The sequence below is a fragment of the Nonomuraea sp. NPDC049625 genome, assembly GCF_040675285.1.
Lineage (GTDB): Bacteria > Actinomycetota > Actinomycetes > Streptosporangiales > Streptosporangiaceae > Nonomuraea > Nonomuraea angiospora_A.
The window spans coordinates 494,614-515,530 of record NZ_JBFAOQ010000005.1 but is presented as its reverse complement, the minus strand read 5'-3'; the positions used below and the strand labels follow the sequence as shown (position 1 = coordinate 515,530).

Here is a 20,917-nt window from a genome sequence, read left to right as displayed (position 1 = left end):
TCGACAGAAATGGTTAGGCTCGGTGCGACCGTCGCCAGAAGGAGCTCTCTTGACGTCCTCAGAGCTGGAGACCCCGCCCCTCGACGCCGCCCGCCGCCTGGCCGAACGCGGTGATCTCGACGGCGCCGCCGCCATACTCGCCGAGCTGGCCGCCGACCCCCACGGCCCGGACCGGGCCCAGGCCGCGGTGGGGCTCGCCGTGGTGCTGGAGGAGCGCGGCGACGTGGAGGCCGCCAGGGCCGCCGCCAGGACCGCGCTGGCCACCGGGCATCCCGAGTACGCCGCCCAGGCCGCCTGTCACCTGGCCCAGGGGTTCGAACGGGAGGGCCGTGCCGAGCAGGCCAGGGCCGCCTGGCAGGCCGTCCTGGGGGTCGGAACGGCCGCATATGTGCCGCTTGCTCACCTCGCGCTGGCCCGGCTCGCGACGGCCGTCGGCGACCTGGACGAGGCCGAGAAGGAGCTGCGGGCCGCCATCGAGGGCGGCGACCCGGGCGTCGGCGCGCGGGCGGCCCAGGAGCTGGCCGACCTGCTGCTGGAGCACGGGGAGCCGGGGGCGGCGGCCGACGTGCTCCTGGACGCGCTGGAATACGCACCGGCCGAGGAGGTGCCGGGGCTGCGGGTCCAGCTCGGGATCACGCATCTGGAGCTGGCCTGCGCGGAGTTCGCGGAGACCGTCGAGTACGGGGCGGACCCGCAGACCGGCGCCCTGGCCATCGAGCTCCTGGCCCGGACGCTGCCGCTGCGGGGGCGCGCCGACGACGCGGGACGGGTGTGGTCGTACGGGCTGGAGCACGAGGACGAGACCCTCGCCGCCGAGGTCCGCCTCCGCTACCACCGCGACGCCTGACGCGCTGGCCGGCTGTGCCCGCCTGACGCACGCCCGACTGCCGAGCCCGTTCGGCGCGCCCGACCGGAGAGAGGCGTCCGGGCGGGGGAAAGGGCGGGGGCGCTCCCGTAGGCCTCCGCCGGGTTTCCGCCGTGCTTCCGCCGGGGTCAGTTGCGGCGCATGATGGCCGCGGCCGAGGCCACGTTGATGACCACGATCGCGATCCACGTGATCGTCAGCCCCACCAGCCCCGCGTTGCCGGCCGCGATGGCCGTCAAGGGGATGCCGATGCCCATCGAGCCCAGCGCGATCGGGATCATCGCCGCGCCCGGAGGGCTCTTCTGCCGGTGCGGCGTGGCGCCGTGGTGGTCCAGCTCGGAACGTACGCGGGCGGAGATCGTGGCGTCGAGCCGCTCCACGAACGACTCGACGAGCGCGGCTTCGTACTCGGGACCGAGGTCCCGGCGGGCGTCCAGGGTCGCCTGGAGATCATCCCGGATGGGGCGCTTATCTGGCATGACAGCAATCATCCATCGCCGGCGCCACGCCGTCATCCAACCTGAGGGCTAGGGCGCGATCCTCCCCAGGTACGGTGCTGGCATGGAGGTCATGACCCCGCGAGGGCCCGCGCTCGTCCAGGTGGACGAGGTGGCGGACCCGCGGCTGCTGCTGGTGCTCACCCACGGTTCGGCCGGGGGAGTGGACGCTCCCGACCTGCTCGCCGTACGGGACGCCGCGCTCGAGTCCGGGGCCGTCGTGGCCAGGGTGACGCAGGCGTTCAGGGTGGCGGGGGCGCGGGCGCCGGGGTCGGCGGTCAAACAGGACGAGGCGTGGGAGATCGTCCTCAAGGAGGTGCGTACGCTCTGGCCGGGGCTGCCGCTGGTGCAGGGAGGGCGGAGCAACGGGGCGCGGGTCGCCTGCCGTACGGCCGGGGCGGTCGGCGCGGCGGCCGTGGTGGCGCTGGCCTTTCCGCTGCACCCGCCCGGGAAGCCGGAACGCTCCAGGGCCGACGAGCTACGCGGCGCCGGAGTGGACGTGCTGGTGGTCAACGGGGACCGGGATCCGTTCGGCGTGCCGGACGCCGCTGACGCGGCACGCCTGGTGGTGCTGCCGGGGGAGGGACACGACCTCAAGAAGGACCCCGCCCGAGTGGGCGAGGTCGTGGCGGAGTGGATAGTCCACTACGCCTAGTTCACGCCGCGCCGACCACGGGTCGGTGTGGTGCGATGGCGGCGCCGCTGGGCAGCAGTTCCCCGGTGTCCTCGAACAGGACGACACCGTTGCAGAGCAGGCTCCACCCCTGTTCGGGGTGGCAGGCCAGAGTGCGTGCCTTCTCGCGGTCGGGCGCCTCGGCATCCGGACAGGCCGGGTCGTGCGGGCACATCGGCGTGCCTCCGATATCTCGTGGGATGCTCCCGTTGGGAGGGGCGGGAGCCGGCTCGGGTAATTGTTCTGGCAAGTGTGCGACGGATGTCACGCTCCCGGACATAGTCCATCAGGACTGTTACAGAAGGGATCCCCGTTCGTGTGACCTTCGACACAGCGTGCCGTATGCAGGATAACGGTCCAAGCGCGACACGCGCACTACGTTTGCAATCCCTTGAGCAGAGCGTCGAGTCCGCGCTCGAAATCGATATCGGCCCTTTCGTCCCGCCTGACCCATTCATCAACCTCAGGATCGGCCCAGCCCGACTGCTGCACCTCGACGGCCACGCTGCCGAAGACGAAGGCTCTCAGCGCCCGTACGGCCTCCGCGGCGTCGGTCAGCCCGCCGTCGGCGAGTTGCTCCGTCTGCTCCCTGATGGCGATGGCCGTGGCGCCCTTGGGGGGCTTGGTCAGGGCCAGCGCCAGCACGCCCGGATGCTCGCGCAGCAGCTCCCGCCCCGCCCGGCACCAGGCCTTGGCCGTCTCCTGCCAGGTGGCCGCCTGCTCGACGCGGACCGCGGTGACGTGCTCGGCCAGGGCGTCCATCAGCGCCTCCTTGCCCCTGGGCAGGTGGTGGTAGATGGCCATGGCCTCCACCTCCAGGGCGTCGCCCAGGCGGCGCATGGTGAGCCGGCGCAGGCCCTGGCTGTCGGCGATGTGGAGTGCGGCCTCGATGATGCGCTCGCGGGAGAGCGGGACGGGCGGTCTCTTGGCGGGCATGGAGATCATCTTACTTCGTAAAGCCGGTCGCGCCGGGTCGATTTCCCGCTGTGTCGTATCACGGCGTACCCTTGGCGGTTGAACGAGTGCCGGCTGTGTGAAAGGGCAGGGTCGATGGCGTTTTTCCGTCCGCGGGTGAGCCGGGAGGCCGAGGTTCGCTACCACGCGGACCAGGAGATCTCCAAGAGCTTCCCCGAGTTGCTCGACAAGGCCCGGGAAGCCGAGGAGACGCTGCGTGTGCTGCGCGCCGCGGCGGCCGATGAGATCGAGCTGATGGCAGCCGGGCGGGCCTTCGACCGCGCGCTGACCGACGCCCTGCGCGCCGCCGAGGCGGGGCAGCGGGCCACGTTCGGGGTGAAGGCCTACGACGACCGGATCGCGCGCCGCAAGGCCAAGGCGACGCCCGCCGGGTCGATGTGGACGGCCGAGGTCGACCGGTTGCGCACGCTGCGCGAGGACAACCGGATGTGGGGGATCCCGCGCGTGCCGCGCCCGGTGCCCGCGACCCTCTGACGCTCCGCCCGTCCCACGGGCATAAAACCCACGGGCATAAACCCACGGGCATGAACACGGGCATGAAGAAGCCCCGGCGCAGCCTCCCTCGTTGTGCCGGGGCTTCGGTTTTCAGCTCGCCCAGTCCAGCAGCGGGCGGGTGTTGCTGGGGTGGCGGAGCTTGGAGAGCGACTCCTTCTCCAGCTGGCGGATCCGCTCCCGGGTCAGCCCCAGGTGCTTGCCGATCTCGTCCAGCGTGTGGGGCTTGCCGTCCACCAGGCCGAAGCGGAGCGCCATGATCCTCGCCTCCCGGGGCGAGAGGTTGTCGAGCACGCCGCGCAGCTGGTCACCCAGCAGCTGACGGTCGACGATCTCCGAAGCCTCAGGCGAGTCCACGTCCTCGATGAGGTCGCCGATCGTGGTCTCCCCGTCCTCGCCGATCGTGGCGTTGAGCGAGATCGGCTGGCGGCTGGTACGCAGCAGCTCCTCGATCTGGTCGGGCGTCCTGTCCAGCTCGACGGCCAGCTCCTCGGGCGTGGGCTCGCGCCCCAGGCGCTGGTGCATGTCACGCTCGACGCGCGACAGCTTGGACAGCATCTCCAGCACGTGCACGGGCAGCCGGATCGTACGGGCGGAGTCGGCGAAACCACGCTGGATGGCCTGCCTGATCCACCACATGGCGTACGTGGAGAACTTGAAGCCCTTGGTGTAGTCGAACTTCTCCACGGCCCTGATCAGCCCCAGGTTGCCCTCCTGGACCACGTCCAGCAGCGACATGCCGCGGTCGGTGTACTTCTTGGCGACCGACACCACGAGCCGGAGGTTGGCCTCCAGCATGTGGTCCTTGGCCCGCTTGCCGTCCTCGATCACCAGGAGAAGGTCGTCCTGGGCGGAGACGGACAGGTCGGGCTCTGTCTCCATCTTGTACTCGGCGTACAGGCCCGCCTCGATCCGCCGGGCCAGCTCGACCTCCTGCGCCGCGGTGAGCAGCGTGCGGCGGCCGATGGACTTGAGGTAGGTGTGCACGGAGTCGCCCATGGCCGACTGTGTGTCGTCCAGGTCGATCTGCTCGTTCTCGATCTCGGAGTCCTCGGGGCTCAGCTCGAGGTCCTCCGGCACGTCCTCCTCGTGCTCCGGCTTGGGCTCGGGGCGGGTCACGGCCTTGGCGGCCGCCTCGGTGGAGTTGGCCGGGGCGCTCTTCACCGTGCCGTTCCTGGACGGGGCGGTTTTTGCCTCCGCCGCCTTGCGGCCGGTAGTCTTTGCACGCGCGGGCTTCCTGGGGGTCTTCCTCGGGGCGGTCTTGCTGAGAGACGGCTCGTTCTCGGCGGCCAGGCTCACACCGCTCTCCGAGAGCTCACGCAGGATCGTGCGGCCTTCAGAGGGGCTGATGCCGGCGTCGGCGAACGCGTCACGCAGCTCCGCGAGAGAAAGGTGACCCTGGGCTCGCCCTCGTTCAATGAGTTGGTCGAGAGTCGCAGATGGGGTCGCTACGGCGGTTCTGGGCATGAGGACACCTCCTCCGTACGGAGTCGAAGCGATCAGGCAGGTTGTGGTGGGGCGGCTTCGGTCCGCACGGCGCACCAGTATCAATAACGCCAATCGCTGTCATTTGTTCCCGGTGGGACGAAAAAGGGGCGGATCGCCCGATAGACGAACCGCCCCTCCCGTCAGTCCTATTCCCGGATCTTGATCTCCCCGGCCGACACCTCGGGCATGGGCATCGGCTGGGCGTCCTGCAGACGCTGGTCCGTCCAGTAGTCGACGACCGCGTCGGGGTCCGGGTTGACATCGCGGGAGACCACGATGCCGCCGTCGCTGGTCGTGGGCGTCGGGCTCGAAGTCGGCGGTGCCTTCTCCACCACGGCTCGGGTCTCCTTCGCGACCTGGTCGAGCTTGCCCGCCGAGGCGGCCGCCGCGACTGAGGCGCCTCCGACGACGATGACGCCGACGACGGCCGCGGATGCCCACATCTTGCGGGTCTGATCCATGAAGGCTCCCTCCCTCTCCCCAACTAAGACGCAGCCGCAACTCATCAGGTTCCTGCCCGGAGCCGGACGAAGTCGGTCTTCCCGTTCGGCAACAGCGGCAGCTGGGGCACCAGGCGCAGGCTGCGCGGGGCGGCATGAGGGGGAAGCCTATCGCGGCAGAACGCCCTCAATTGAGGAAGCGTGAGTGGCGTGTCGGGATTGGCGGGCACCACGATGGCGGTGACCAGTTCGCCCCACTCGGCGTCAGGCGTGCCGATCACGGCCACATCGGCCACCTCCGGGTGGGTGCCGAGCACCTGGGCCACGGCGGCGGCCACCACCTTCTCGCCGCCGGTGTTGATCACGTCGTCGGCCCGGCCCAGCACGCGCAGCCGGCCGCCGGCCATTTCGCCCAGGTCGGAGGTGCGGAACCAGTCGCCGTCGAACGGGTCGGCGGCGCCGAAGCGGTAGCCGGAGAACAGCACCGCGCCGGCGATCCTGATCAGCCCGTCCTCACCGATCTTGACCTCCACGTTGTGAAGGGGCCGGCCGTCGTAGACGCAGCCGCCGCACGTCTCGCTCATCCCGTACGTCGTCACGATCCGGGCGCCGAGGCCCCGGGCCCGCTCCAGCAGTCCCGGCCGGGGCGCGGCGCCGCCGAGCAGGATCGTGCGGAACACCGACAGGTCCGCCCCCAGCTCGACCAGCCGGTGCAGCTGGGTGGGGACGAGGGAGACGTGGTCGGCCCCCGAGCCGAGCACCTCGTGCGGGTCGAACCGGGCGTGGATGATCGGCTCGCTCTCCGACAGCAGGGCGCGTACCAGGATCTGGAGGCCGGCGATGTGGGAGACGGGCAGGCAGCACAGCCAGCGCTCCCCCTTGGAGGCCGCCACGTGGCGCAGGGAGGCGGCGGCCGAGGCGCGCAGGGCGGTGGCCGAGAGCATCACGCCCTTGGGGGCGCCGGTGCTGCCGCTGGTGGCGATCACGACCGCCACGTCGGAGGGGACGCCCTCGCCGTCGCTCTGGAGCGCGCCGTCGGCGTGCGTGGGGCGCAGCGCGGCCAGCGCGGCCTCGGACTGGCCCGGCGCCAGGGGGAGCACGGCGGGTCCCTCGCCGCTCAGCGCGTCGCGGATCGCCGCGTACAGGGCGGGTCCGGGAGGCTGCACAATGGCATGCAGCGGACGGTCCGGATGCGACGGGTTCCTCCACATGCTCGTAAGGTTAGTGGCGACAGGTCGGACAGAGGCGCAGGGAGGGTCGTGACGCGTTCTCCCGTGGTCTTCCGCATCCCCATGCGCACCCGGTTCCGTGGACAGACCGTCAGGGAAGGCGTGCTGCTGCACGGTCCCGCCGGGTGGGGGGAGTTCTCCCCGTTCCCCGAGTACGGCCCGCGCGAGTGCGCCCGCTGGCTGGCGTGCGCCCGCGAGGCGGCCTTCGAGGGATGGCCGGAGCCGGTGCGCGACAGCGTCCCCGTCAACGCGACCGTGCCCGCCGTGGGGCCCGAGCAGGCCCATGACATCGTCCGGCGCTCGGGCTGCGGCACGGCCAAGGTCAAGGTGGCCGAGCGGGGCCAGACCTTCGACGACGACGTGGCCAGGGTGGAGGCCGTACGCGACGCGCTCGGGCCGGGCGGCCGGCTGCGGATCGACGCCAACGGCGCGTGGGACGTGGACGAGGCGGTGCGGCGGCTGAAGCGGCTCGACCGGTTCGACCTGGAATACGCGGAGCAGCCGTGCGCCACGCTGGAGGAGCTGGCGGCGGTGCGGCGGGCCTGCGACGTGCCGATCGCGGCCGACGAGTCCATTCGCAGGGCGGAGGACCCGCTGCGGGTGCGGGCGGCCGAGGCTGCCGACATCGCGGTGGTCAAGGTGCAGCCGCTCGGCGGGGTGCGCGAGGCGCTCAAGGTGGTGGAGGCGTGCGGGCTGCCCGCCGTGGTCTCCAGCGCCGTGGAGACGTCCGTCGGGCTGGCCGCGGGGCTGGCGCTGGCGGCGGCGCTGCCGGCGTTGCCGTACGCGTGCGGGCTGGGCACGATGGCGTTGCTGGCGGGCGACGTCGTGGACGACTCCCTGGTGCCGGTGGAGGGATCTCTGACGGTACGACGCCCCCCGGTGGATTTTCAGCATTTGTCGGCTTTTGAGATTGAATCTCCCCAGTGGCTTCGCCGGATGCAGGAGGCGTCACTTTGAACCCCGCTACCGCACTGGCCACAGTCCTGGTCGACGAGCTGGTGCGCTGCGGCCTCACCGACGTGGTGCTGGCCCCCGGCTCGCGCTCCGCCCCGCTGGCGCTGGCGCTGCACGCCGAGTCGCGGGTGCGCCTGCACGTGCGCATCGACGAGCGGTCGGCGTCGTACCTGGCGCTGGGGCTGGCCAAGCGCGGCGAGCGGCCGGTGGCGCTGATCTGCTCGTCCGGCACCGCCGTCGCGAACTTCCACCCCGCCGTGATCGAGGCGAGCGAGTCGGGCGTGCCGCTGCTGCTGCTGACCGCCGACCGGCCGCCCGAGCTGCGCGGCACGGGCGCCAACCAGACGATCGACCAGATCAAGCTGTTCGGCTCGTCGACCCGCTGGTTCGCCGAGGTAGGGGTGCCGGAGGACCGTCCCGGGCAGGTCGCCTACTGGCGCTCGCTGGCCTGCCGCGCCTACCAGCGCGCGTCGGGCCCGTCCGACCCCGGTCCCGTGCACCTCAACCTGGCCTTCAGGGAGCCGCTGATCCCCGACGGCGACACCGCCTGGTCCGAGCCGCTCGACGGCGGCGGCAACGGCCCGTGGGTGCGCGCCAGGGTCGCGCCCCCGCCCGTCGCCCTGCACATCGCGCCGACCAGGCGCGGCGTGCTGGTGGTCGGCGACGGCGCGGCCAACGTGCGCCGGTACGTGGCGGCGGCGGGCATGGCGGGCTGGCCGGTGCTCTCGGAGCCCAACGGCGGCGGCCGCTACGGCGACCACGCGATCTCCACCTACCACTACCTGCTGGGCATGCCGGAGTTCGCGGACACCCACCGGCCCGACGTGATCGTGACGCTGGGGCGGCCGGGGCTGTCGAGGCCGCTGCTGTCGTGGCTGAAGCGGGCCGGCGAGCACATCGTGGTGGCGCCCGACCTGGGCCGCTGGCCCGACCCCACCCGCTCGGCCACGCAGGTGGCGCAGGCCGTGGAGATCCCGGTGGCGGCCGGCGACGACTCGTGGCTGCACGCCTGGCGGCAGGCGGACGCGGTGGTCAGGTCGGCCACGGACGCGGTGCTGGACGCCTCGGGCACGAGCGAGCCGCGCCTGGCCAGGGACCTGGTGGACGCGCTGCCCAACGGCGCGCTGCTGTTCTGCGGCTCCTCGATGCCGATCCGCGACCTGGACCAGGCGATGCGGCCGCGGCGCGGCATCAGGCTGATGGCCAGCAGGGGCGCCTCCGGCATCGACGGCGTGGTGTCCGCGGCGATGGGGGCGGCGCTGGCGCACAACGGCCCCTCCTACGCGCTGATCGGCGACCTGTCGTTCCTGCACGACCAGAACGGGCTGATCCTCGGGCCCCGCGAGCCCCGGCCCGACCTGTGCTTCGTGGTCGTCAACAACGACGGGGGCGGGATCTTCTCGCTGCTGCCCCAGGCGGCGGTGCGCGACCCGTTCGAGCGGGTGTTCGGCACGCCGCACGGGGTGGACCTCGCCTACGTGGCGGCGGCCACGCGGACGCCGTACACGCTGGTGGAGGACATCTCCGACCTTTCCAAGGCGATGCGCGGCGAGGGACCGCGCATCGTCGAGGTGCGCACCGACCGCGAGCAGAACGTCATCATGCACGCCCGCCTGCGCGAGGCCGCGCAGGAGGCCGTCCGTTCCTACCTGGAGAGCTAGCGGCTCAGCACGTCGAGCAGGCGGTTGAGCGGGCCGTCGATGCCGTGGCGGTCGGCGAGGGCCACGAGGGCCTCGGGGTCGCGCGGCTTGGCCGGCAGGGTGAGGTCCACGTCGGGCAGCGGCGCGTCGGGGGCCACCTTGACGACGGCGGGGGCGGCGCTCAGGTAGTCGCGGGCGGCGCCCAGCTTGGTGCGGGCGCCCGCGGGGAAGCCGTCGGTGACGCCCGCGTCGAGGGCCTGCAGCAGCGCGTCGAGCGAGCCGAAGCGGGTGATGAGGGCGGCGGCGGTCTTCTCGCCGACGCCGGACACGCCGGGCAGGCCGTCGCTGGGGTCGCCGCGCAGGGTGGCGAAGTCGGCGTAGGCGCGCCCGGGGATGCCGTACTTGGCGGTGACGAACGCCTCGTCCACGATCTGCAGGTTGCGGATGCCACGGGCGGTGTAGAGCACGCGTACGGGGCGGACGTCGTCGACGAGCTGGAACAGGTCGCGGTCGCCGGTCACGATGTCCACGGCGCCCGGGGCCCGGTGGGTGAGGGTGCCGATGACGTCGTCGGCCTCGTAGCCGGCCGACTCCAGGCGGGCGATGCCGAGCGCGTCGAGCACGTCCTGGATGACGGCGATCTGCGGGACGAGCGCCTCGGGGACCTCCTCGGTGTCGCCGTGGGCGACGCGGTGGGCCTTGTACGTCGGGATCGCCTGGACGCGGAAGGCGGGCCGCCAGTCGGCGTCCATCGTGGCCGCGAGCTCGGTGGGGGAGTGCTGGCGGACAAGGGTGGCGATCATGTCGATGAGTCCGCGCACGGCGTTGACCGGAGAGCCGTCCGGGCCCTTGATCGACTCCGGTATGCCGAAGAAGGCGCGGAAGTAGAGCGACGGGGTGTCGAGAAGCATCAGCACGGGTCTATGGTCGCACTCTTGACGAGCGGTTCCGTGCTCTGTGCCGGTATGGAGACCGCCAGCAGGCAGGCGTCGTCCTCGGGGTTCGGGCCGCCGATGTCGGCCAGGAGGTGGTCGAGCCCGGCGTCCAGGTCGCGGGCGGGCACGTCGCGGGCGGCGGCCAGGACCAGGTCGAGGCCGACGTCGATGTCGCGGGTGCGCCTCTCGACCAGCCCGTCGGTGAACAGCAGCAGCAGGTCCCCGGGCAGCAGCCGGGTGGTGGCCAGCTCGTACGGGCGGCCCGAGGCGGCGCCGAGCAGCACGCCGCGCGGCTGGTCGAGCTGGCGGGCGACGCCGTCGCGCACGAGGATGGGCGCCAGGTTGCCCGCCTGGCCCCAGGCGAACACCCGGGTCTCCGGATCCAGGTGGCCGATGATCGCGGTGGCGGTGGTCTCCTTGAGCTGGTGCATGGCGAGGTCGTTCAGCCAGGCGAGCAGCCGGTGGGCGGGCTGGCCGGTCATGGCCAGGCCGACGAGGGCGTGGCGGAGCTGGGCCATGTGGGCGATGGCGGGCAGGCCGTGGCCGGAGACGTCGCCGATGGCCAGCAGCAGCCGGCCGTCGGGGGCGGGGGCGGCCTCGAACCAGTCGCCGCCCAGGCTCGCGGTCTTCTCGGCGGGCACGTAGCGGACCGCGATGGTGGCGTACGGCAGGTCGAGGCATCCGGGGTGCTCGGGGAGGATGGCCTCGCGCAGGGCGAGCATGACGTGGAGCTCCTCGGCGGCCTGCTCGCGGGCCTCGAGGAGCTGGCGGCGCGACTCCGACATCAGGCGCTCGGCGCGGCGGCGGCCGGTGATGTCCTGGATGACGCCGTGCAGGCCGATGGGGCCGCCGGGGGCCATGAGGGGTTCGAGGACGACGCGCAGGTCGCGCAGCTCGCCGCGGCGGCGGATGCGGAACTCGGCCTGGACCGGCTCGACGCTCTCGACGGCCGACCACAGGAGCCGGTCGAGCGTGCCCATGTCCGCCTGCTCGACGTGCTTGGCCAGGTCGGGCAGGGCGATCGGGCCGTCGGCCGGGTCGCGGCCGAAGATCAGGTAGACCTGGTCGGACCAGATCGTCTCGCCGCTGTGCATGTGCCATTCCGCCCAGCCCATGTTGCCGAGCCGCTGGGCGTGCGCCAGCCGTACGGCGAGCATCTCGGCGTCGTTCTCGGAGCCCGGGTGGTCAGTGTGGCCTTTGTTGCTCTTGTGGCCGAGCGGCTCGGCCGCGCCTGCGACGTCGACCATGGTCCCACTTTCAAAGATGGACAATTGACCCTACACTACGTGATCAATCTTGAACGGAGTGTAGTGGGCCCTTGCTGTGTTGTGAGAGCTTTTCGCGGATTTTAGGCGGCGCGGTCCGAGTAGATTATGGGCTGTGACGTCCTCAGATCTGTATCCCGTGTCCCGTCTCACCGCCGTCCAGGAGGCCACCGCCAAGGCCGGTCTCGACGCCCTTTTGCTGACGCCCGGCCCCGACTTGCGCTATGTGAGCGGATACGAGGCCAAGCCGCTGGAGCGGCTGACGTGTCTCGTGGTGCCCGCCTCCGGCGAGCCGTACATGATGGTGCCCCGGCTGGAGCTGCCCGCGGCGCAGGCGTCGCCCGCCTCGCGGCTGGGGCTGGAGTTCGTGGCGTGGGACGAGACCGACGACCCGTACGCCATCGCGGCGGCGCGGCTGGGCCACGTCGAGAAGGTGGGCCTGGCCGACCGGATGTGGGCCATGTCGTCGCTGCGCTTCCGCGAGGTGCTGCCGGGCGCGGAGCAGGTGCTGGCCGGGACCGTGCTGCGTGAGCTGCGCATGCGCAAGTCGGCCGCCGAGGTGGCGGCGCTGCGCGAGGCGGGGGAGGCGATCGACGCGGTGCACCGGCGGGTGCCGGAGTTCCTGCGCGCCGGGCGCACCGAGCGCGAGGTGGGCCGGGACATCGCGGAGGCGATCCTGGCGACGGGCCACGCGACCGTCGACTTCGTCATCGTCGCCTCCGGGCCCAACGGGGCCAGCCCCCACCACGACGTCTCCGACCGGGTGATCCAGGCCGGCGAGCCGGTCGTGGTGGACATCGGCGGGCAGCTGCACAACGGCTACTGCTCCGACTCGACGCGCACGTACAGCGTCGGCGAGCCGCCCGCGGACTTCGCCGCGTACTACGAGGTGCTGCGGCGGGCCCAGGACGCGGCCTGCGCGGCGGTGTGGCCGGGCGTCTCCTGCGAGTCGATCGACGCCGCCGCCCGCGACATCATCGCCGAGGCGGGATACGGCGACTACTTCATCCACCGCACCGGTCACGGCATCGGGATCGAGACGCACGAGGAGCCGTACATCGTCTCCGGCAACGGCGAGCCGATGGAGGCCGGCTTCGCGTTCTCCGTGGAGCCCGGGATCTACCTGCCCGGCAGCCACGGGGCGCGGATCGAGGACATCGTGGTCTGCACCGACACGGGCGCCGAGCGGCTCAACAACACCCCGCGCGACCTCGTCATCGTGTAGGAGGCCGTGTTCGCGGAGGTCGCCTGCGCCAGCAGGCCCGGGTCCGGGCGGCCCAACGAGGACCTGGTGATCGCGGGGCCGTCGTGGATCGTCGTGCTCGACGGGGCGACGGCCCTTCCCGGGGTCGCCGGCGGGTGCGCGCACGACGTGCCGTGGCTGGTGCGGCGGCTCGGGGACGCGCTGGCGGCGGGGCTGAGCGCCGATCATGACTCGCCGCTGGCGGAGATCCTGGAGGCGGCCATCGGGACGACGATGGCCGCCCACTCCGGCACCTGTGACCTGGACGATCCCGACTCGCCGTCCTCGACGGTGGCCATGGTGCGGACCGGCCGGAACGGGGTCGAATATCTCGTGCTGGGCGATTCGCCCGTCGTCTTCTCGCTGGCGGACGGCGGCGTCCGGGTGGTGAGCGACGACCGGGTCGAGGGCCTGCCGGGCGGGCGGCCGTACACGGTGGAGCTGGTGCGGCGGATGCGCAACGCGCCCGGCGGGTTCTGGGTGGCCGGCAGCCGCCCGGAGGCGGCCCGGCAGGGGCTGTGCGGCGTCGTGGCCGACGCGCGCGGCGTGGGCGCGCTCACCGACGGGGTGTCGCGGCTCGTCGACTGGTACGGGTGGAGCTGGCGCGACCTCGTGGCGGCGCTGGACGGGCAGGGGCCCGAAGCGGTGATCGCGGCGGTCAGGGAGCTGGAGCGGGACCGTGGGCCCGTGCACGGGAAACGGCACGACGACGCCACCGCCGCCTGGACCCGGGTCGGCGCCCGGCCCTGAGGTGTATCAGGGCCCGCCGCCCGCCCTCTGGGAATGCGAGGGCGGCGGAGGGAGTGCTCATGTTCGTCGGCAGGACAGCGGAGCTCGCCCTGCTGGGCGCGGAACTGCGCGCGGCGGACGGGGGATCCGCCCGGAGAGCGGTCGTCGAGGGACCCGAGGGGATCGGCAAGACGGCCCTCATCCACCGGCTCGTCGCGTCCGGGGGCGCGCGGGTGCTGGCGGCCAGCGGCGAGGAGAGCGAACGGAAGCTCCACCTCGGCGTCGTGCGCCAGCTCCTGGACGAGGCGGCATATCTGGGGGCGCCCGCGGCGGCGGGGCCGGACCCGTGTGCCGCCGGGCAGGCGCTCTGCGAGGCGATCGACGCGCTCCAGGCGCAGGGTCCCCTGGTGGTGCTGGTCGACGACGCGCAGTGGGCGGACGGCCCCTCGTTACGGGCCCTGTCCTCGACGGTCAGATGAGGATCCAGGTGGTCACCACCGGGCCGCCGCAGTCGGGGCTGACCCGCAGCCGCAGCGGGCCGGGCGCGAGCTCGCCCGTGCTGAACCGGCCCAGCTCGTCCGCGCACACCGGCGTGCCACCGTCCCGCCGCTGCACCACGATCTCGGCGGGCGTACCGCCCGACACCCGCCCCACCAGCCGCCGGCCGGTCACCTCCAGCTCCACGACGACCTCCCCGGCGGCGAACGACAGCAGCCGCGCCCGCCCCCCGCCGCGCACCCGGGTGGCCGACAGCTCCTCCCACGAGTCGAACGTCAGCTCGGCCAGCTCCGCGTCCAGGGACCTGAGCGCGTAGGCCAGCATCGCCTCCTCGAACAGCCCCGCCGGGACCGGGTCGAGCCGCTCGGCCGCCGCCCGCAGCCGTTCCTCCAGCTCCAGGTCCCCATCATCCATGGCGTCGTCCATCGCGTCGTCCATGGCGTCGTCCACGCCGTTCACCCCCTGATGCCGTTCACGCCTCGCCGGTTCATCAGGGCGGCCAGCCGTTTGAGGCAGCGCCCCCTGTTCGGGCCGATGCTGCCGACCGGCATGTCCAGCCCGTCCGCGATCTCCTGGTAACTCGGCCGCGGCTCGGCGATGAGGACGCGCAGCAGCCGCCTGCAGCGCTCCGGCAGCTCCTCGAACGCGCTCCACAGCTCCTGCTCGCGCTCGGCCTGCTCGTTCGCCTCCTCCGCCTCCAGCAGCAGGAACTCGGGCGAGCGATCGTCGGCGTCGAGGCCCATCAGCTCCAGGTCGCCGACCGGCAGGGCCCGGCCGCTGGTGCGCAGGACCCGCAGCGCCTCGTGCCTGGCGGTGCTGGCCAGCCAGGAGCCGGCCCGCTCGGGCTCCCGGAGCCTGGTCAGGTGCTCGGCGAAGCGGTACCACGTCGTCTGGCACACGTCCTGGGCGTCGGAGTCGTTCACGAGGTAGCCTCGCGCCACGGCCCACACCAGCCCGCTGTAGCGCTGGTAGAGCTCCTTCCACGCCCCGGCGTCGCCGTCCGCGGCAGCCGCGACCAGGGTTGCGGTGTCGTCCACTGCGGCGGCTCCCTATATCTGGGCGGGAAGCCCAATATATTTCGCATACCGCCGCCGGGCGGGTAACTCGCCATCATCGGAGGAAACCGCTCAGATCCGGTACGGCCAGCCGCCCCGCGAGAAGCTGCGCCGCGGCCACCCGCGCCGACACCTGCTCCTGCGCCATGCGGGCCGCGATCATCCCGGCCACGATCGGCGTGGCGAACGACGTGCCGCTCCAGGCCGCCAGGCCGGTGAAAGTGGCCTTGTCGCCCTCCTGCAGCGTGGCCATGCAGGTGCAGCCGGGGTAGTGGGCCGGGTCGGCGAAGCGGCAGGTGGTGCGGTGCGGGTAGCCGTACTGGTAGGGGCCGGAGGTGAAGGCGTTGATCAGGCGCTCGCCCGGCGCGTACACCGTCACCCAGTCGCCGTGGTTGCTGAAGCAGGCCCGGCCGAGCCCGTCCTCGCGCAGCGCGCCCACCGACAGCACCACGTCGCCGGAGGCGTTGACCGGCTCCGTGGCGAACGCGGCCGGCCAGAACGGCAGCGTCTCGCCGTCGTTGCCGGCCGCGGCCACCAGGAGCGTGCCGGGGTGGGCGGCCAGCTCGTCCACGAAGTCGGCCAGGCCGAGCAGTGCGCTCGCGTCGGCGGTCCTGGTGCCGGCCGACAGGGAGACGATGTCCGGCCAGCCGTGCTCGTCCAGGATGTGCAGCAGGGTCTGGCCCAGCTCGTCCTCCAGGGCGGCGCCCGCGTACGGGAAGGCGTTGTAGACGCGCACGTCGGCGGCGGGCGCCACGCAGCGCAGCACGCCGGCGATGAACGTGCCGTGGCCCACGTACGGCTTGATCAGGCCGTCGGGGTCGAGTTCGTCGCCCGGGGCGGTGACGTCGCCGTCCACCTTGGGGATGTTCGGGATGCCCGAGCTCTCGGCCAGCCACTGGTGGTCGAGGTAGTCGTGGACGAGGCCGGTGTCGAGGACGGCGACGCTCACCCCCGCGCCCCGGTCGCGGCCGGACAGGGGCGGGTTGAGCGGCCCGGCGCTCGGGACGGGCTCGTCGCCGGGGCACAGGTTGACGCCCGCGACGGTGACGAAGTGGACCAGGCTCGACGCGATGTCCTCGCGGGCCAGGTGCTCGACGGTCCGGTGCAGGTTCCTGGAGCCGACGGAGAGCCGGCGCATGGAGGTCCGGCCGACGGTCCTGGCCCCGGCCACGCGGACCGTGTCGGGGCCCGGCTGCAGGCGCTGGACGGTCGCGGCGGCCCGGCCCGCGTCGGCGTCGCGCACCAGGACGTGCCCGGCGAGGTGGGCGAACCGCGGCTGCACCGCGGATCCCGGCGCGGCCCCTTCGGGGCCCGCGACCGCGCGCATGCCGTCCGGCAGCGCCGCGTTGAGTATCTCCAACTGCTCCCAGAACCGGCTGTCCGATGGGGTCATTCTTTGTGTCCCTCCCTGCGATGTACGTATGTAGGAGCCATCACCGGAGCCGCTGATACAGCAGGGGTCTACGATCGTTCCGTGTCCCGGGAAGATCCGCATGACCTGCTGGCCATGGTCTTCGCGAGACCCCGGGAGGCCCTGGCGGCAGCCAGGGCGCTGCTGGCCGACGGGAGGGGCCCGTACGAGTCCTCGATCGCCAGGCAGGCGCTCGGGATCCTGCACCGTGAGTTCGGCGACCTCGAGGCGGCCATCGGGGAGCTGCGCCATGCCGTGCGCCTGGCGCGGCGCTCCGGCTCGCCCGACCGCGAGACCGACGTGCTGGCCACGCTGGGCATCGCGCTGCTGCAGTCAGGACGTACGCGGGCGGGCCTGTCGGCGCTCGACCAGGCCGCCACCCGTGCGGACGGCACGACGCGGGCGCGGGTGCTGTTCCGCCGCGCGGGCGCCCGGTGGATCCTGGGCCGGCACGGGCCGGCCCTCGACGACCTGCGCGACGCGGTGCCCGCCCTGCTGGCGGCGCGCGACACGGTGTGGGCGGCGCGGGCGCTGACCCTGCGCGGGCACGTCCAGCTCGCCCTGGGCGCCGTCCAGGCCGCAGACGCGGACTTCCGCACGGCGCAGGACATGCTGGGCCCCACCCGGCAGGAGCACGACTCGGCGGTGGCCGTGCAGAACCGGGGGGTGGCGGCGTTCCGCACGGGCGATCTGCCCGCGGCGCTCGCCCTGCTGGACGAGGCGGAGCGGAGCTTCCACTCACTCGGCACGCCGATGTTCGACCTGGTCGGCGACCGGTGCGCGGTCCTGCTGGCCGCCGGGCTGGCCCGGGACGCGCTGGAGCATGCGGACGGAGGGCTGCGGCTGCTGGCCCGGCTGCGCGGCCAGGCGACCCGGCGTGCCGAGCTGCTGCTCATCGCCGCCCGCGCCGCCCTCCAGAGCGGCGACCCGGCCACCGCCGGCGAACGGGCGGGGGAGGCCCGGCGGCTGTTCGCCCGCCAGCACCGCGCGTGGTGGTCCGAGCACGCCCGCCTGATCGTCCTCCAGGCCGAACACGCCACCCCGGACGTCCCGGCGCGGCGGACCGCGCTGGGCGAGGCCCGGCGGCTCGCCGCGCGGCTGGCCGCGCTGGGGTCACCGGAGGTGTGGCAGGCCCACCTGGTGGCGGGACGGATCGCCCTCGCCCTGGGCGAACCGGGCGTGGCCGAGCGGCACCTCGCCAGGGCCGCCGACGTCCGGCACAAGGGGCCCGCCACGTCCCGGGCGGGCGGCTGGCTGGCCGAGGCGCTCCGGGCGGAGGCGGCCGGGGAGCCGCGCCGCCTGCTGCACGCCTGCCGGGCCGGTCTGGCGCTCATCGAGGAGCACCGGCTCACGTTCGGCTCGTCCGAGCTGCACGCGCTGGCCACCGCCCAGGGCGCGGAGCTGGTCACGCTCGCCCAGCGGCACCTGCTGCGCGAAGGTCGGCCCCGCCGGCTCCTGGCCTGGACGGAGCGGTGGCGGGCCACCTCGCTCGCCGTGCCCGCCGTGAGCCCGCCCGAGGACGGCGAGCTCCTGGCCAGGCTCGCCGCCCTGCGGCAGGCCGAGCACCTGCTGGCCCAGGCCCGCCAGGACGGCGCCGCCTCGGCCGCGGCCCTGGAGCGCGACCGCAGCCGCCTGGAATCCCGCGTACGCTCCGCCACGCTCCATGCCAAGGGGCAATCGAGCGGCGGGCGCGAGCGCCGCGACGACGATCGGACCGGGCGGCTCCTGGACGCCCTCGGCGGGGGCCGGCTGGCGGAGCTGGTCGCCGTGGACGGCACGCTGCACGTCCTGCTCTGCGGCGGCGGGACCGTGCGCCGCCACACCGCCGGGCCCATGGAGCGGGCCGTCGCGGAGGTCGAGTTCGCCCGCTCCAGGCTGCGCCGCCTGGCCTACGAACGCGACCCCGACCAGGGTGAGCTCCACGACCTGGGCGCCCGGCTGGAGCGTGCGGTGCTCGGCCCGGTGGCGGGCCTGCTCGGCGAGGAGGGGCCGCTGGTCGTGGTGCCCCCCAGCACCCTGCACACCACCCCCTGGGGCCTGCTGCCGTCCCTGCGCCGCCGGCCCTTCACCGTCGCCCCCTCCGCCGGGGCGTGGCTGCGCGCCAGGTCGGCGCCGCGCCCCGACGGCGGCCGCATCGTCCTCGTCCGCGGCCCGGGTGTCGCCCACGCCGACCGCGAGGTACGCGAGATCGCCGGCCTGTACGCCCAGGCCGACCGTGACGTGCGCTGGGACGTGCCCTGGGACGTGTCCCTCCTCGAGGCGGGGCGGTCCACCGCGCCCGCGGTGCTGGCGGCCATCGACGGCAGCCTGCTCGCCCACCTGGCCGCGCACGGCACGTTCAGGGCCGACAGCCCGCTGTTCTCCTCGCTCCACCTCGACGACGGCCCCCTGACCGGCTACGACCTCGAACGCCTGCGCCGCGCCCCCCACCACCTGGTCCTGTCGAGCTGCGACTCCGGCCAGATGGCGGCCGTCGGCGCCGACGAGCTGCTGGGCCTGGCCACCGCCCTGCTCCGCCTCGGCACCGCCGGGATCGTCGCCAGCGTCGTCCCCGTGAACGACGAGACCGCCGTGCCCGTCATGCTCGGCCTGCACGACGGCCTGCGCCGTGGCCTCGGCCTGGCCGAGGCGCTCTGCCGGGCCAGGGGCGACGACGTGTCGTTCATCGCCATCGGGGCAGGCTGATCGGGCCATTGATGGGAAGCGCGCGATCATGAAACAATTCCCTAACAGATGGATATCGGGGTTTGGGGGACGGTCGCCCATGATCCGCGAGCTGATCGAGCGGCCCTAGGATGCCGGACGACGAGCTGGACGAGGCGTTCGAGCTCGGCAGGACGTGCGCGCTGGCCGCCGAATGCGGCAGGGACCTGCGGCGCTGCGCCCAGATGTACAGCGGGCTGTTCCCCGTGGCGGCCTTCGGCGCGGAGTTCTACGCCGCCCTGACCCTGTCCACGGCCTTCAGCGCCCCCTGGGCCAGCGCCGAGCACCTGAAGGTGGCCAACCGGGCCGCCCTGTGGGTCCTGGCCGTGGACCGTCTCGTGGACCACACCGCCACCACCCGCGAGCAGGTCGACCGGCTGATCCGCGAATGCCTGTCGGTCGCCGACGGCGCCGTGCCCCGCTCGGCGGCGACCCGGTTCCTGGCCGACCTGCGGGACGAGCTGGGCACCGTCAAGGAGTTCGACGACCTGCGGTGGATCTGGCGCGACCAGCTCGCCGAGACGCTGACCGGCATGGGCAGGGCGTGGGTGTGGCGGGACACGCGGGCCGTCCTGACGCTGGAGCGCTTCCTCGACAACGCCGACAGCCGCGGCTCGTGCTTCGTGGACGTCTCGCACTGGATCTACACCGCCGACGACTGGGCCAGGACCCATCTGGACGACCTGCGGGCGGTCAGCAGGCAGGTCCAGCGCTACCTGCACCTGCTCGGCGACCTGGCCTCCTACCGCAGGGACATGAGCTGGGGCGACCTGAACGTCCTGGCCCTCGGCGTCAGCCGCGCCGAGGTCACCGGGGCGATGGCCGCCCTGGCCCGCGAGGCCGCCGGGCTCATCGAGCCGGTACGGGCCGGCAGCCCCCGCACCGCCGCCTACCTGCGCAGACAGATCGGGTTCAACGCAGGTTTCGTCGGTATTTCGGGCTGAGGACCGGTCCGTTAAAGTGCTTGTCGGATTACCTGACACATTGGCTTGACACTTTGACCGTCAGATCCGCGAATAAGGGCGCGTCGCGCGACAAACCGTGACATTTTGATTCTTGTAAAAGATTGCGGCTTGAGTGGAAAATGTGGCGTTGCTAGGGTGTCTGGATGCCAGGCATGTGGAGCGACCTTCTCAATGCACCTTGACAGGTACCACTGACCACGGCACCTCAGGGGCGGGGTTGTGCATGCGCGGGAGAGGTACAGGCGGTGCTGGATGGAATTCGGTCGCTCTGACCGTTGGCGGCTGCCGACAGCGATCAAGATCCTGATCGCGGGTGGTTTCGGTGCGGGCAAGACCACCATGGTCGGCGCCGTGTCCGAAACCCGGCCATTGCGTACGGAAGAGGCGCTCACCCAGGTAGGGACCCACGTCGACGACCTGTCGGGCGTCGAGAGGAAGCTCACCACCACCGTGGCCATGGATTTCGGCCGCATCACCATCGCCAACGACTACATGCTCTACCTGTTCGGGACGCCCGGCCAGGAGCGGTTCTGGTTCGTGTGGGACGAGCTGGCCATGGGCGCCCTCGGCGCCGTCGTGCTGGCCGACACCCGCCGCCTCGACGACTGCTTCCCGGCCGTCGACTACTTCGAGAAGCGCGAGCAGCCGTTCATCGTGGCGCTCAACTGCTTCGAGGGCTCGAGGCCGTTCACGGTCGGCGAGGTGCGCTCGGCGATCGGCCTGGAGCCGGACATCCCCATCGTGCGCTGCGACGCCCGCAAGAAGGACTCGGGCCGGGAAGTGCTCATCACGCTCGTCGAGCACGCGATGCGCATGGGGGCCTCGCCCGTCGGGACCATGTCGTGACCATGACCGGCTAA

General features: G+C 72.9%; 22 protein-coding genes. 11 read left to right on the top strand and 11 right to left on the bottom strand.

Annotated features, from left to right (window positions below; genetic code table 11):
* Positions 1 to 49: 49 nt before the first annotated feature.
* The gene (locus AB0J87_RS24915; RefSeq protein ID WP_363968724.1) at positions 50 to 847 is read left to right on the top strand and encodes a tetratricopeptide repeat protein; all 798 of its coding nucleotides are present in this window, start codon (positions 50 to 52) and stop codon (positions 845 to 847) included.
* Positions 848 to 993: 146 nt separating this feature from the next.
* Here the strand turns inward: AB0J87_RS24915 and AB0J87_RS24910 are convergent, their stop codons facing one another.
* Entirely contained in the window at positions 994 to 1,344 is a 351-nt protein-coding gene (locus AB0J87_RS24910) for a hypothetical protein (protein WP_363968722.1), read from the bottom strand.
* Between the two features lie 82 nt (positions 1,345 to 1,426).
* Here AB0J87_RS24910 and AB0J87_RS24905 point away from each other — a divergent pair, with 82 nt between their 5' ends.
* Positions 1,427 to 2,017 (top strand): alpha/beta family hydrolase, encoded by a 591-nt coding sequence (locus tag AB0J87_RS24905; RefSeq protein WP_363968720.1) that lies wholly within the window; start codon positions 1,427 to 1,429, stop codon positions 2,015 to 2,017.
* Position 2,018: 1 nt separating this feature from the next.
* Here the strand turns inward: AB0J87_RS24905 and AB0J87_RS24900 are convergent, their stop codons facing one another.
* Together AB0J87_RS24900 and AB0J87_RS24895 are read right to left on the bottom strand one after the other, a co-directional pair.
* Positions 2,019 to 2,210: a DUF5999 family protein gene (locus tag AB0J87_RS24900; protein ID WP_185074362.1), complete on the bottom strand. Its 192-nt coding sequence runs from the start codon at positions 2,208 to 2,210 to the stop codon at positions 2,019 to 2,021.
* Positions 2,211 to 2,410: 200 nt separating this feature from the next.
* Positions 2,411 to 2,971, bottom strand: a complete 561-nt coding sequence (locus AB0J87_RS24895; protein WP_355198945.1) for a TetR/AcrR family transcriptional regulator C-terminal domain-containing protein — start codon at positions 2,969 to 2,971, stop codon at positions 2,411 to 2,413.
* Between the two features lie 114 nt (positions 2,972 to 3,085).
* On the opposite strand from AB0J87_RS24895, the gene AB0J87_RS24890 reads away from it, so the two are divergent.
* On the top strand, positions 3,086 to 3,484 hold the full coding sequence (locus AB0J87_RS24890; RefSeq protein WP_363968718.1) for a hypothetical protein: 399 nt from the start codon (positions 3,086 to 3,088) through the stop codon (positions 3,482 to 3,484).
* Between the two features lie 111 nt (positions 3,485 to 3,595).
* Here AB0J87_RS24890 and AB0J87_RS24885 read toward each other — a convergent pair whose 3' ends face one another.
* From AB0J87_RS24885 to AB0J87_RS24875, 3 genes are all read right to left on the bottom strand, one after another.
* On the bottom strand, positions 3,596 to 4,969 hold the full coding sequence (locus AB0J87_RS24885; protein ID WP_363968716.1) for an RNA polymerase sigma factor: 1,374 nt from the start codon (positions 4,967 to 4,969) through the stop codon (positions 3,596 to 3,598).
* Positions 4,970 to 5,136: 167 nt separating this feature from the next.
* On the bottom strand, positions 5,137 to 5,451 hold the full coding sequence (locus AB0J87_RS24880) for a hypothetical protein (protein WP_363968714.1): 315 nt from the start codon (positions 5,449 to 5,451) through the stop codon (positions 5,137 to 5,139).
* Positions 5,452 to 5,495: 44 nt separating this feature from the next.
* Positions 5,496 to 6,641 (bottom strand): AMP-binding protein, encoded by a 1,146-nt coding sequence (locus AB0J87_RS24875; protein ID WP_363968712.1) that lies wholly within the window; start codon positions 6,639 to 6,641, stop codon positions 5,496 to 5,498.
* Positions 6,642 to 6,689: 48 nt separating this feature from the next.
* Between AB0J87_RS24875 and AB0J87_RS24870 the strand changes: the two genes are divergently transcribed.
* Together AB0J87_RS24870 and menD are read left to right on the top strand one after the other, a co-directional pair.
* Positions 6,690 to 7,616 (top strand): o-succinylbenzoate synthase, encoded by a 927-nt coding sequence (locus AB0J87_RS24870; protein ID WP_363968710.1) that lies wholly within the window; start codon positions 6,690 to 6,692, stop codon positions 7,614 to 7,616.
* The gene (gene menD, locus AB0J87_RS24865; protein WP_363968709.1) at positions 7,613 to 9,274 is read left to right on the top strand and encodes a 2-succinyl-5-enolpyruvyl-6-hydroxy-3-cyclohexene-1-carboxylic-acid synthase; all 1,662 of its coding nucleotides are present in this window, start codon (positions 7,613 to 7,615) and stop codon (positions 9,272 to 9,274) included. Before AB0J87_RS24870 ends, menD begins: the two co-directional genes overlap by 4 nt.
* On the opposite strand, the gene AB0J87_RS24860 is transcribed toward menD, so the two are convergent.
* Both AB0J87_RS24860 and AB0J87_RS24855 read right to left on the bottom strand, forming a co-directional pair.
* Positions 9,271 to 10,164: a 5'-3' exonuclease gene (locus AB0J87_RS24860; RefSeq protein WP_363969043.1), complete on the bottom strand. Its 894-nt coding sequence runs from the start codon at positions 10,162 to 10,164 to the stop codon at positions 9,271 to 9,273. The genes menD and AB0J87_RS24860 overlap by 4 nt on opposite strands.
* On the bottom strand, positions 10,164 to 11,435 hold the full coding sequence (locus AB0J87_RS24855; RefSeq protein ID WP_363968707.1) for a SpoIIE family protein phosphatase: 1,272 nt from the start codon (positions 11,433 to 11,435) through the stop codon (positions 10,164 to 10,166). The genes AB0J87_RS24860 and AB0J87_RS24855 overlap by 1 nt, the downstream gene beginning before the upstream one ends.
* Before the next feature lie 133 nt (positions 11,436 to 11,568).
* Here AB0J87_RS24855 and AB0J87_RS24850 point away from each other — a divergent pair, with 133 nt between their 5' ends.
* Genes AB0J87_RS24850 through AB0J87_RS24840 form a run of 3 tightly spaced genes read left to right on the top strand, consistent with a single transcriptional unit; the run spans position 11,569 to position 13,904 of the window.
* The gene (locus AB0J87_RS24850) at positions 11,569 to 12,678 is read left to right on the top strand and encodes a Xaa-Pro peptidase family protein (RefSeq protein ID WP_363968705.1); all 1,110 of its coding nucleotides are present in this window, start codon (positions 11,569 to 11,571) and stop codon (positions 12,676 to 12,678) included.
* 6 nt (positions 12,679 to 12,684) lie between these two features.
* A complete protein-coding gene (locus tag AB0J87_RS24845) occupies positions 12,685 to 13,446 on the top strand; it encodes a protein phosphatase 2C domain-containing protein (protein ID WP_363968703.1) in 762 nt (253 codons plus the stop codon).
* A gap of 59 nt (positions 13,447 to 13,505) precedes the next feature.
* The gene (locus AB0J87_RS24840; RefSeq protein WP_363968701.1) at positions 13,506 to 13,904 is read left to right on the top strand and encodes an ATP-binding protein; all 399 of its coding nucleotides are present in this window, start codon (positions 13,506 to 13,508) and stop codon (positions 13,902 to 13,904) included.
* Here AB0J87_RS24840 and AB0J87_RS24835 read toward each other — a convergent pair.
* From AB0J87_RS24835 to AB0J87_RS24825, 3 genes are all read right to left on the bottom strand, one after another.
* Positions 13,897 to 14,373 carry a hypothetical protein gene (locus tag AB0J87_RS24835; RefSeq protein ID WP_363968699.1) on the bottom strand — a complete coding sequence of 159 codons (477 nt, stop codon included), beginning with the start codon at positions 14,371 to 14,373 and terminating at the stop codon, positions 13,897 to 13,899. The two genes, AB0J87_RS24840 and AB0J87_RS24835, sit on opposite strands and share 8 nt — an antisense overlap.
* A gap of 5 nt (positions 14,374 to 14,378) precedes the next feature.
* Complete coding sequence (locus tag AB0J87_RS24830; RefSeq protein WP_363968697.1) at positions 14,379 to 14,960, bottom strand: sigma-70 family RNA polymerase sigma factor; 582 nt, start codon at positions 14,958 to 14,960, stop codon at positions 14,379 to 14,381.
* A gap of 73 nt (positions 14,961 to 15,033) precedes the next feature.
* Positions 15,034 to 16,371 (bottom strand): S8/S53 family peptidase, encoded by a 1,338-nt coding sequence (locus AB0J87_RS24825; RefSeq protein WP_363968695.1) that lies wholly within the window; start codon positions 16,369 to 16,371, stop codon positions 15,034 to 15,036.
* 81 nt (positions 16,372 to 16,452) lie between these two features.
* Here AB0J87_RS24825 and AB0J87_RS24820 point away from each other — a divergent pair, with 81 nt between their 5' ends.
* The 3 genes from AB0J87_RS24820 (at position 16,453) to AB0J87_RS24810 (ending at position 20,903) form a co-directional block, all read left to right on the top strand.
* A complete protein-coding gene (locus AB0J87_RS24820; protein WP_363968693.1) occupies positions 16,453 to 19,074 on the top strand; it encodes a CHAT domain-containing protein in 2,622 nt (873 codons plus the stop codon).
* Positions 19,075 to 19,184: 110 nt separating this feature from the next.
* Positions 19,185 to 20,036, top strand: coding sequence for a terpene synthase family protein (locus tag AB0J87_RS24815; RefSeq protein WP_363968691.1), 852 nt, complete (start codon positions 19,185 to 19,187; stop codon positions 20,034 to 20,036).
* A 273-nt stretch (positions 20,037 to 20,309) separates the two neighbouring features.
* On the top strand, positions 20,310 to 20,903 hold the full coding sequence (locus AB0J87_RS24810; RefSeq protein ID WP_350734616.1) for an ATP/GTP-binding protein: 594 nt from the start codon (positions 20,310 to 20,312) through the stop codon (positions 20,901 to 20,903).
* Positions 20,904 to 20,917 lie beyond the last annotated feature (14 nt).

Coding starts and splice junctions, on each gene's coding strand:
- AB0J87_RS24910 (WP_363968722.1), bottom strand. CDS start 1,344: ATGCCAGATAAGCGCCCCATCCGGGATGATCTCCAGGCGACCCTGGAC.
- AB0J87_RS24860 (WP_363969043.1), bottom strand. CDS start 10,164: ATGCTTCTCGACACCCCGTCGCTCTACTTCCGCGCCTTCTTCGGCATA.
- AB0J87_RS24880 (WP_363968714.1), bottom strand. CDS start 5,451: ATGGATCAGACCCGCAAGATGTGGGCATCCGCGGCCGTCGTCGGCGTC.
- AB0J87_RS24885 (WP_363968716.1), bottom strand. CDS start 4,969: ATGCCCAGAACCGCCGTAGCGACCCCATCTGCGACTCTCGACCAACTC.
- AB0J87_RS24905 (WP_363968720.1), top strand. CDS start 1,427: ATGGAGGTCATGACCCCGCGAGGGCCCGCGCTCGTCCAGGTGGACGAG.
- AB0J87_RS24840 (WP_363968701.1), top strand. CDS start 13,506: ATGTTCGTCGGCAGGACAGCGGAGCTCGCCCTGCTGGGCGCGGAACTG.
- AB0J87_RS24875 (WP_363968712.1), bottom strand. CDS start 6,641: ATGTGGAGGAACCCGTCGCATCCGGACCGTCCGCTGCATGCCATTGTG.
- AB0J87_RS24890 (WP_363968718.1), top strand. CDS start 3,086: ATGGCGTTTTTCCGTCCGCGGGTGAGCCGGGAGGCCGAGGTTCGCTAC.
- AB0J87_RS24825 (WP_363968695.1), bottom strand. CDS start 16,371: ATGACCCCATCGGACAGCCGGTTCTGGGAGCAGTTGGAGATACTCAAC.
- AB0J87_RS24810 (WP_350734616.1), top strand. CDS start 20,310: ATGGAATTCGGTCGCTCTGACCGTTGGCGGCTGCCGACAGCGATCAAG.
- AB0J87_RS24815 (WP_363968691.1), top strand. CDS start 19,185: ATGCCGGACGACGAGCTGGACGAGGCGTTCGAGCTCGGCAGGACGTGC.
- AB0J87_RS24900 (WP_185074362.1), bottom strand. CDS start 2,210: ATGTGCCCGCACGACCCGGCCTGTCCGGATGCCGAGGCGCCCGACCGC.
- AB0J87_RS24895 (WP_355198945.1), bottom strand. CDS start 2,971: ATGCCCGCCAAGAGACCGCCCGTCCCGCTCTCCCGCGAGCGCATCATC.
- AB0J87_RS24855 (WP_363968707.1), bottom strand. CDS start 11,435: ATGGTCGACGTCGCAGGCGCGGCCGAGCCGCTCGGCCACAAGAGCAAC.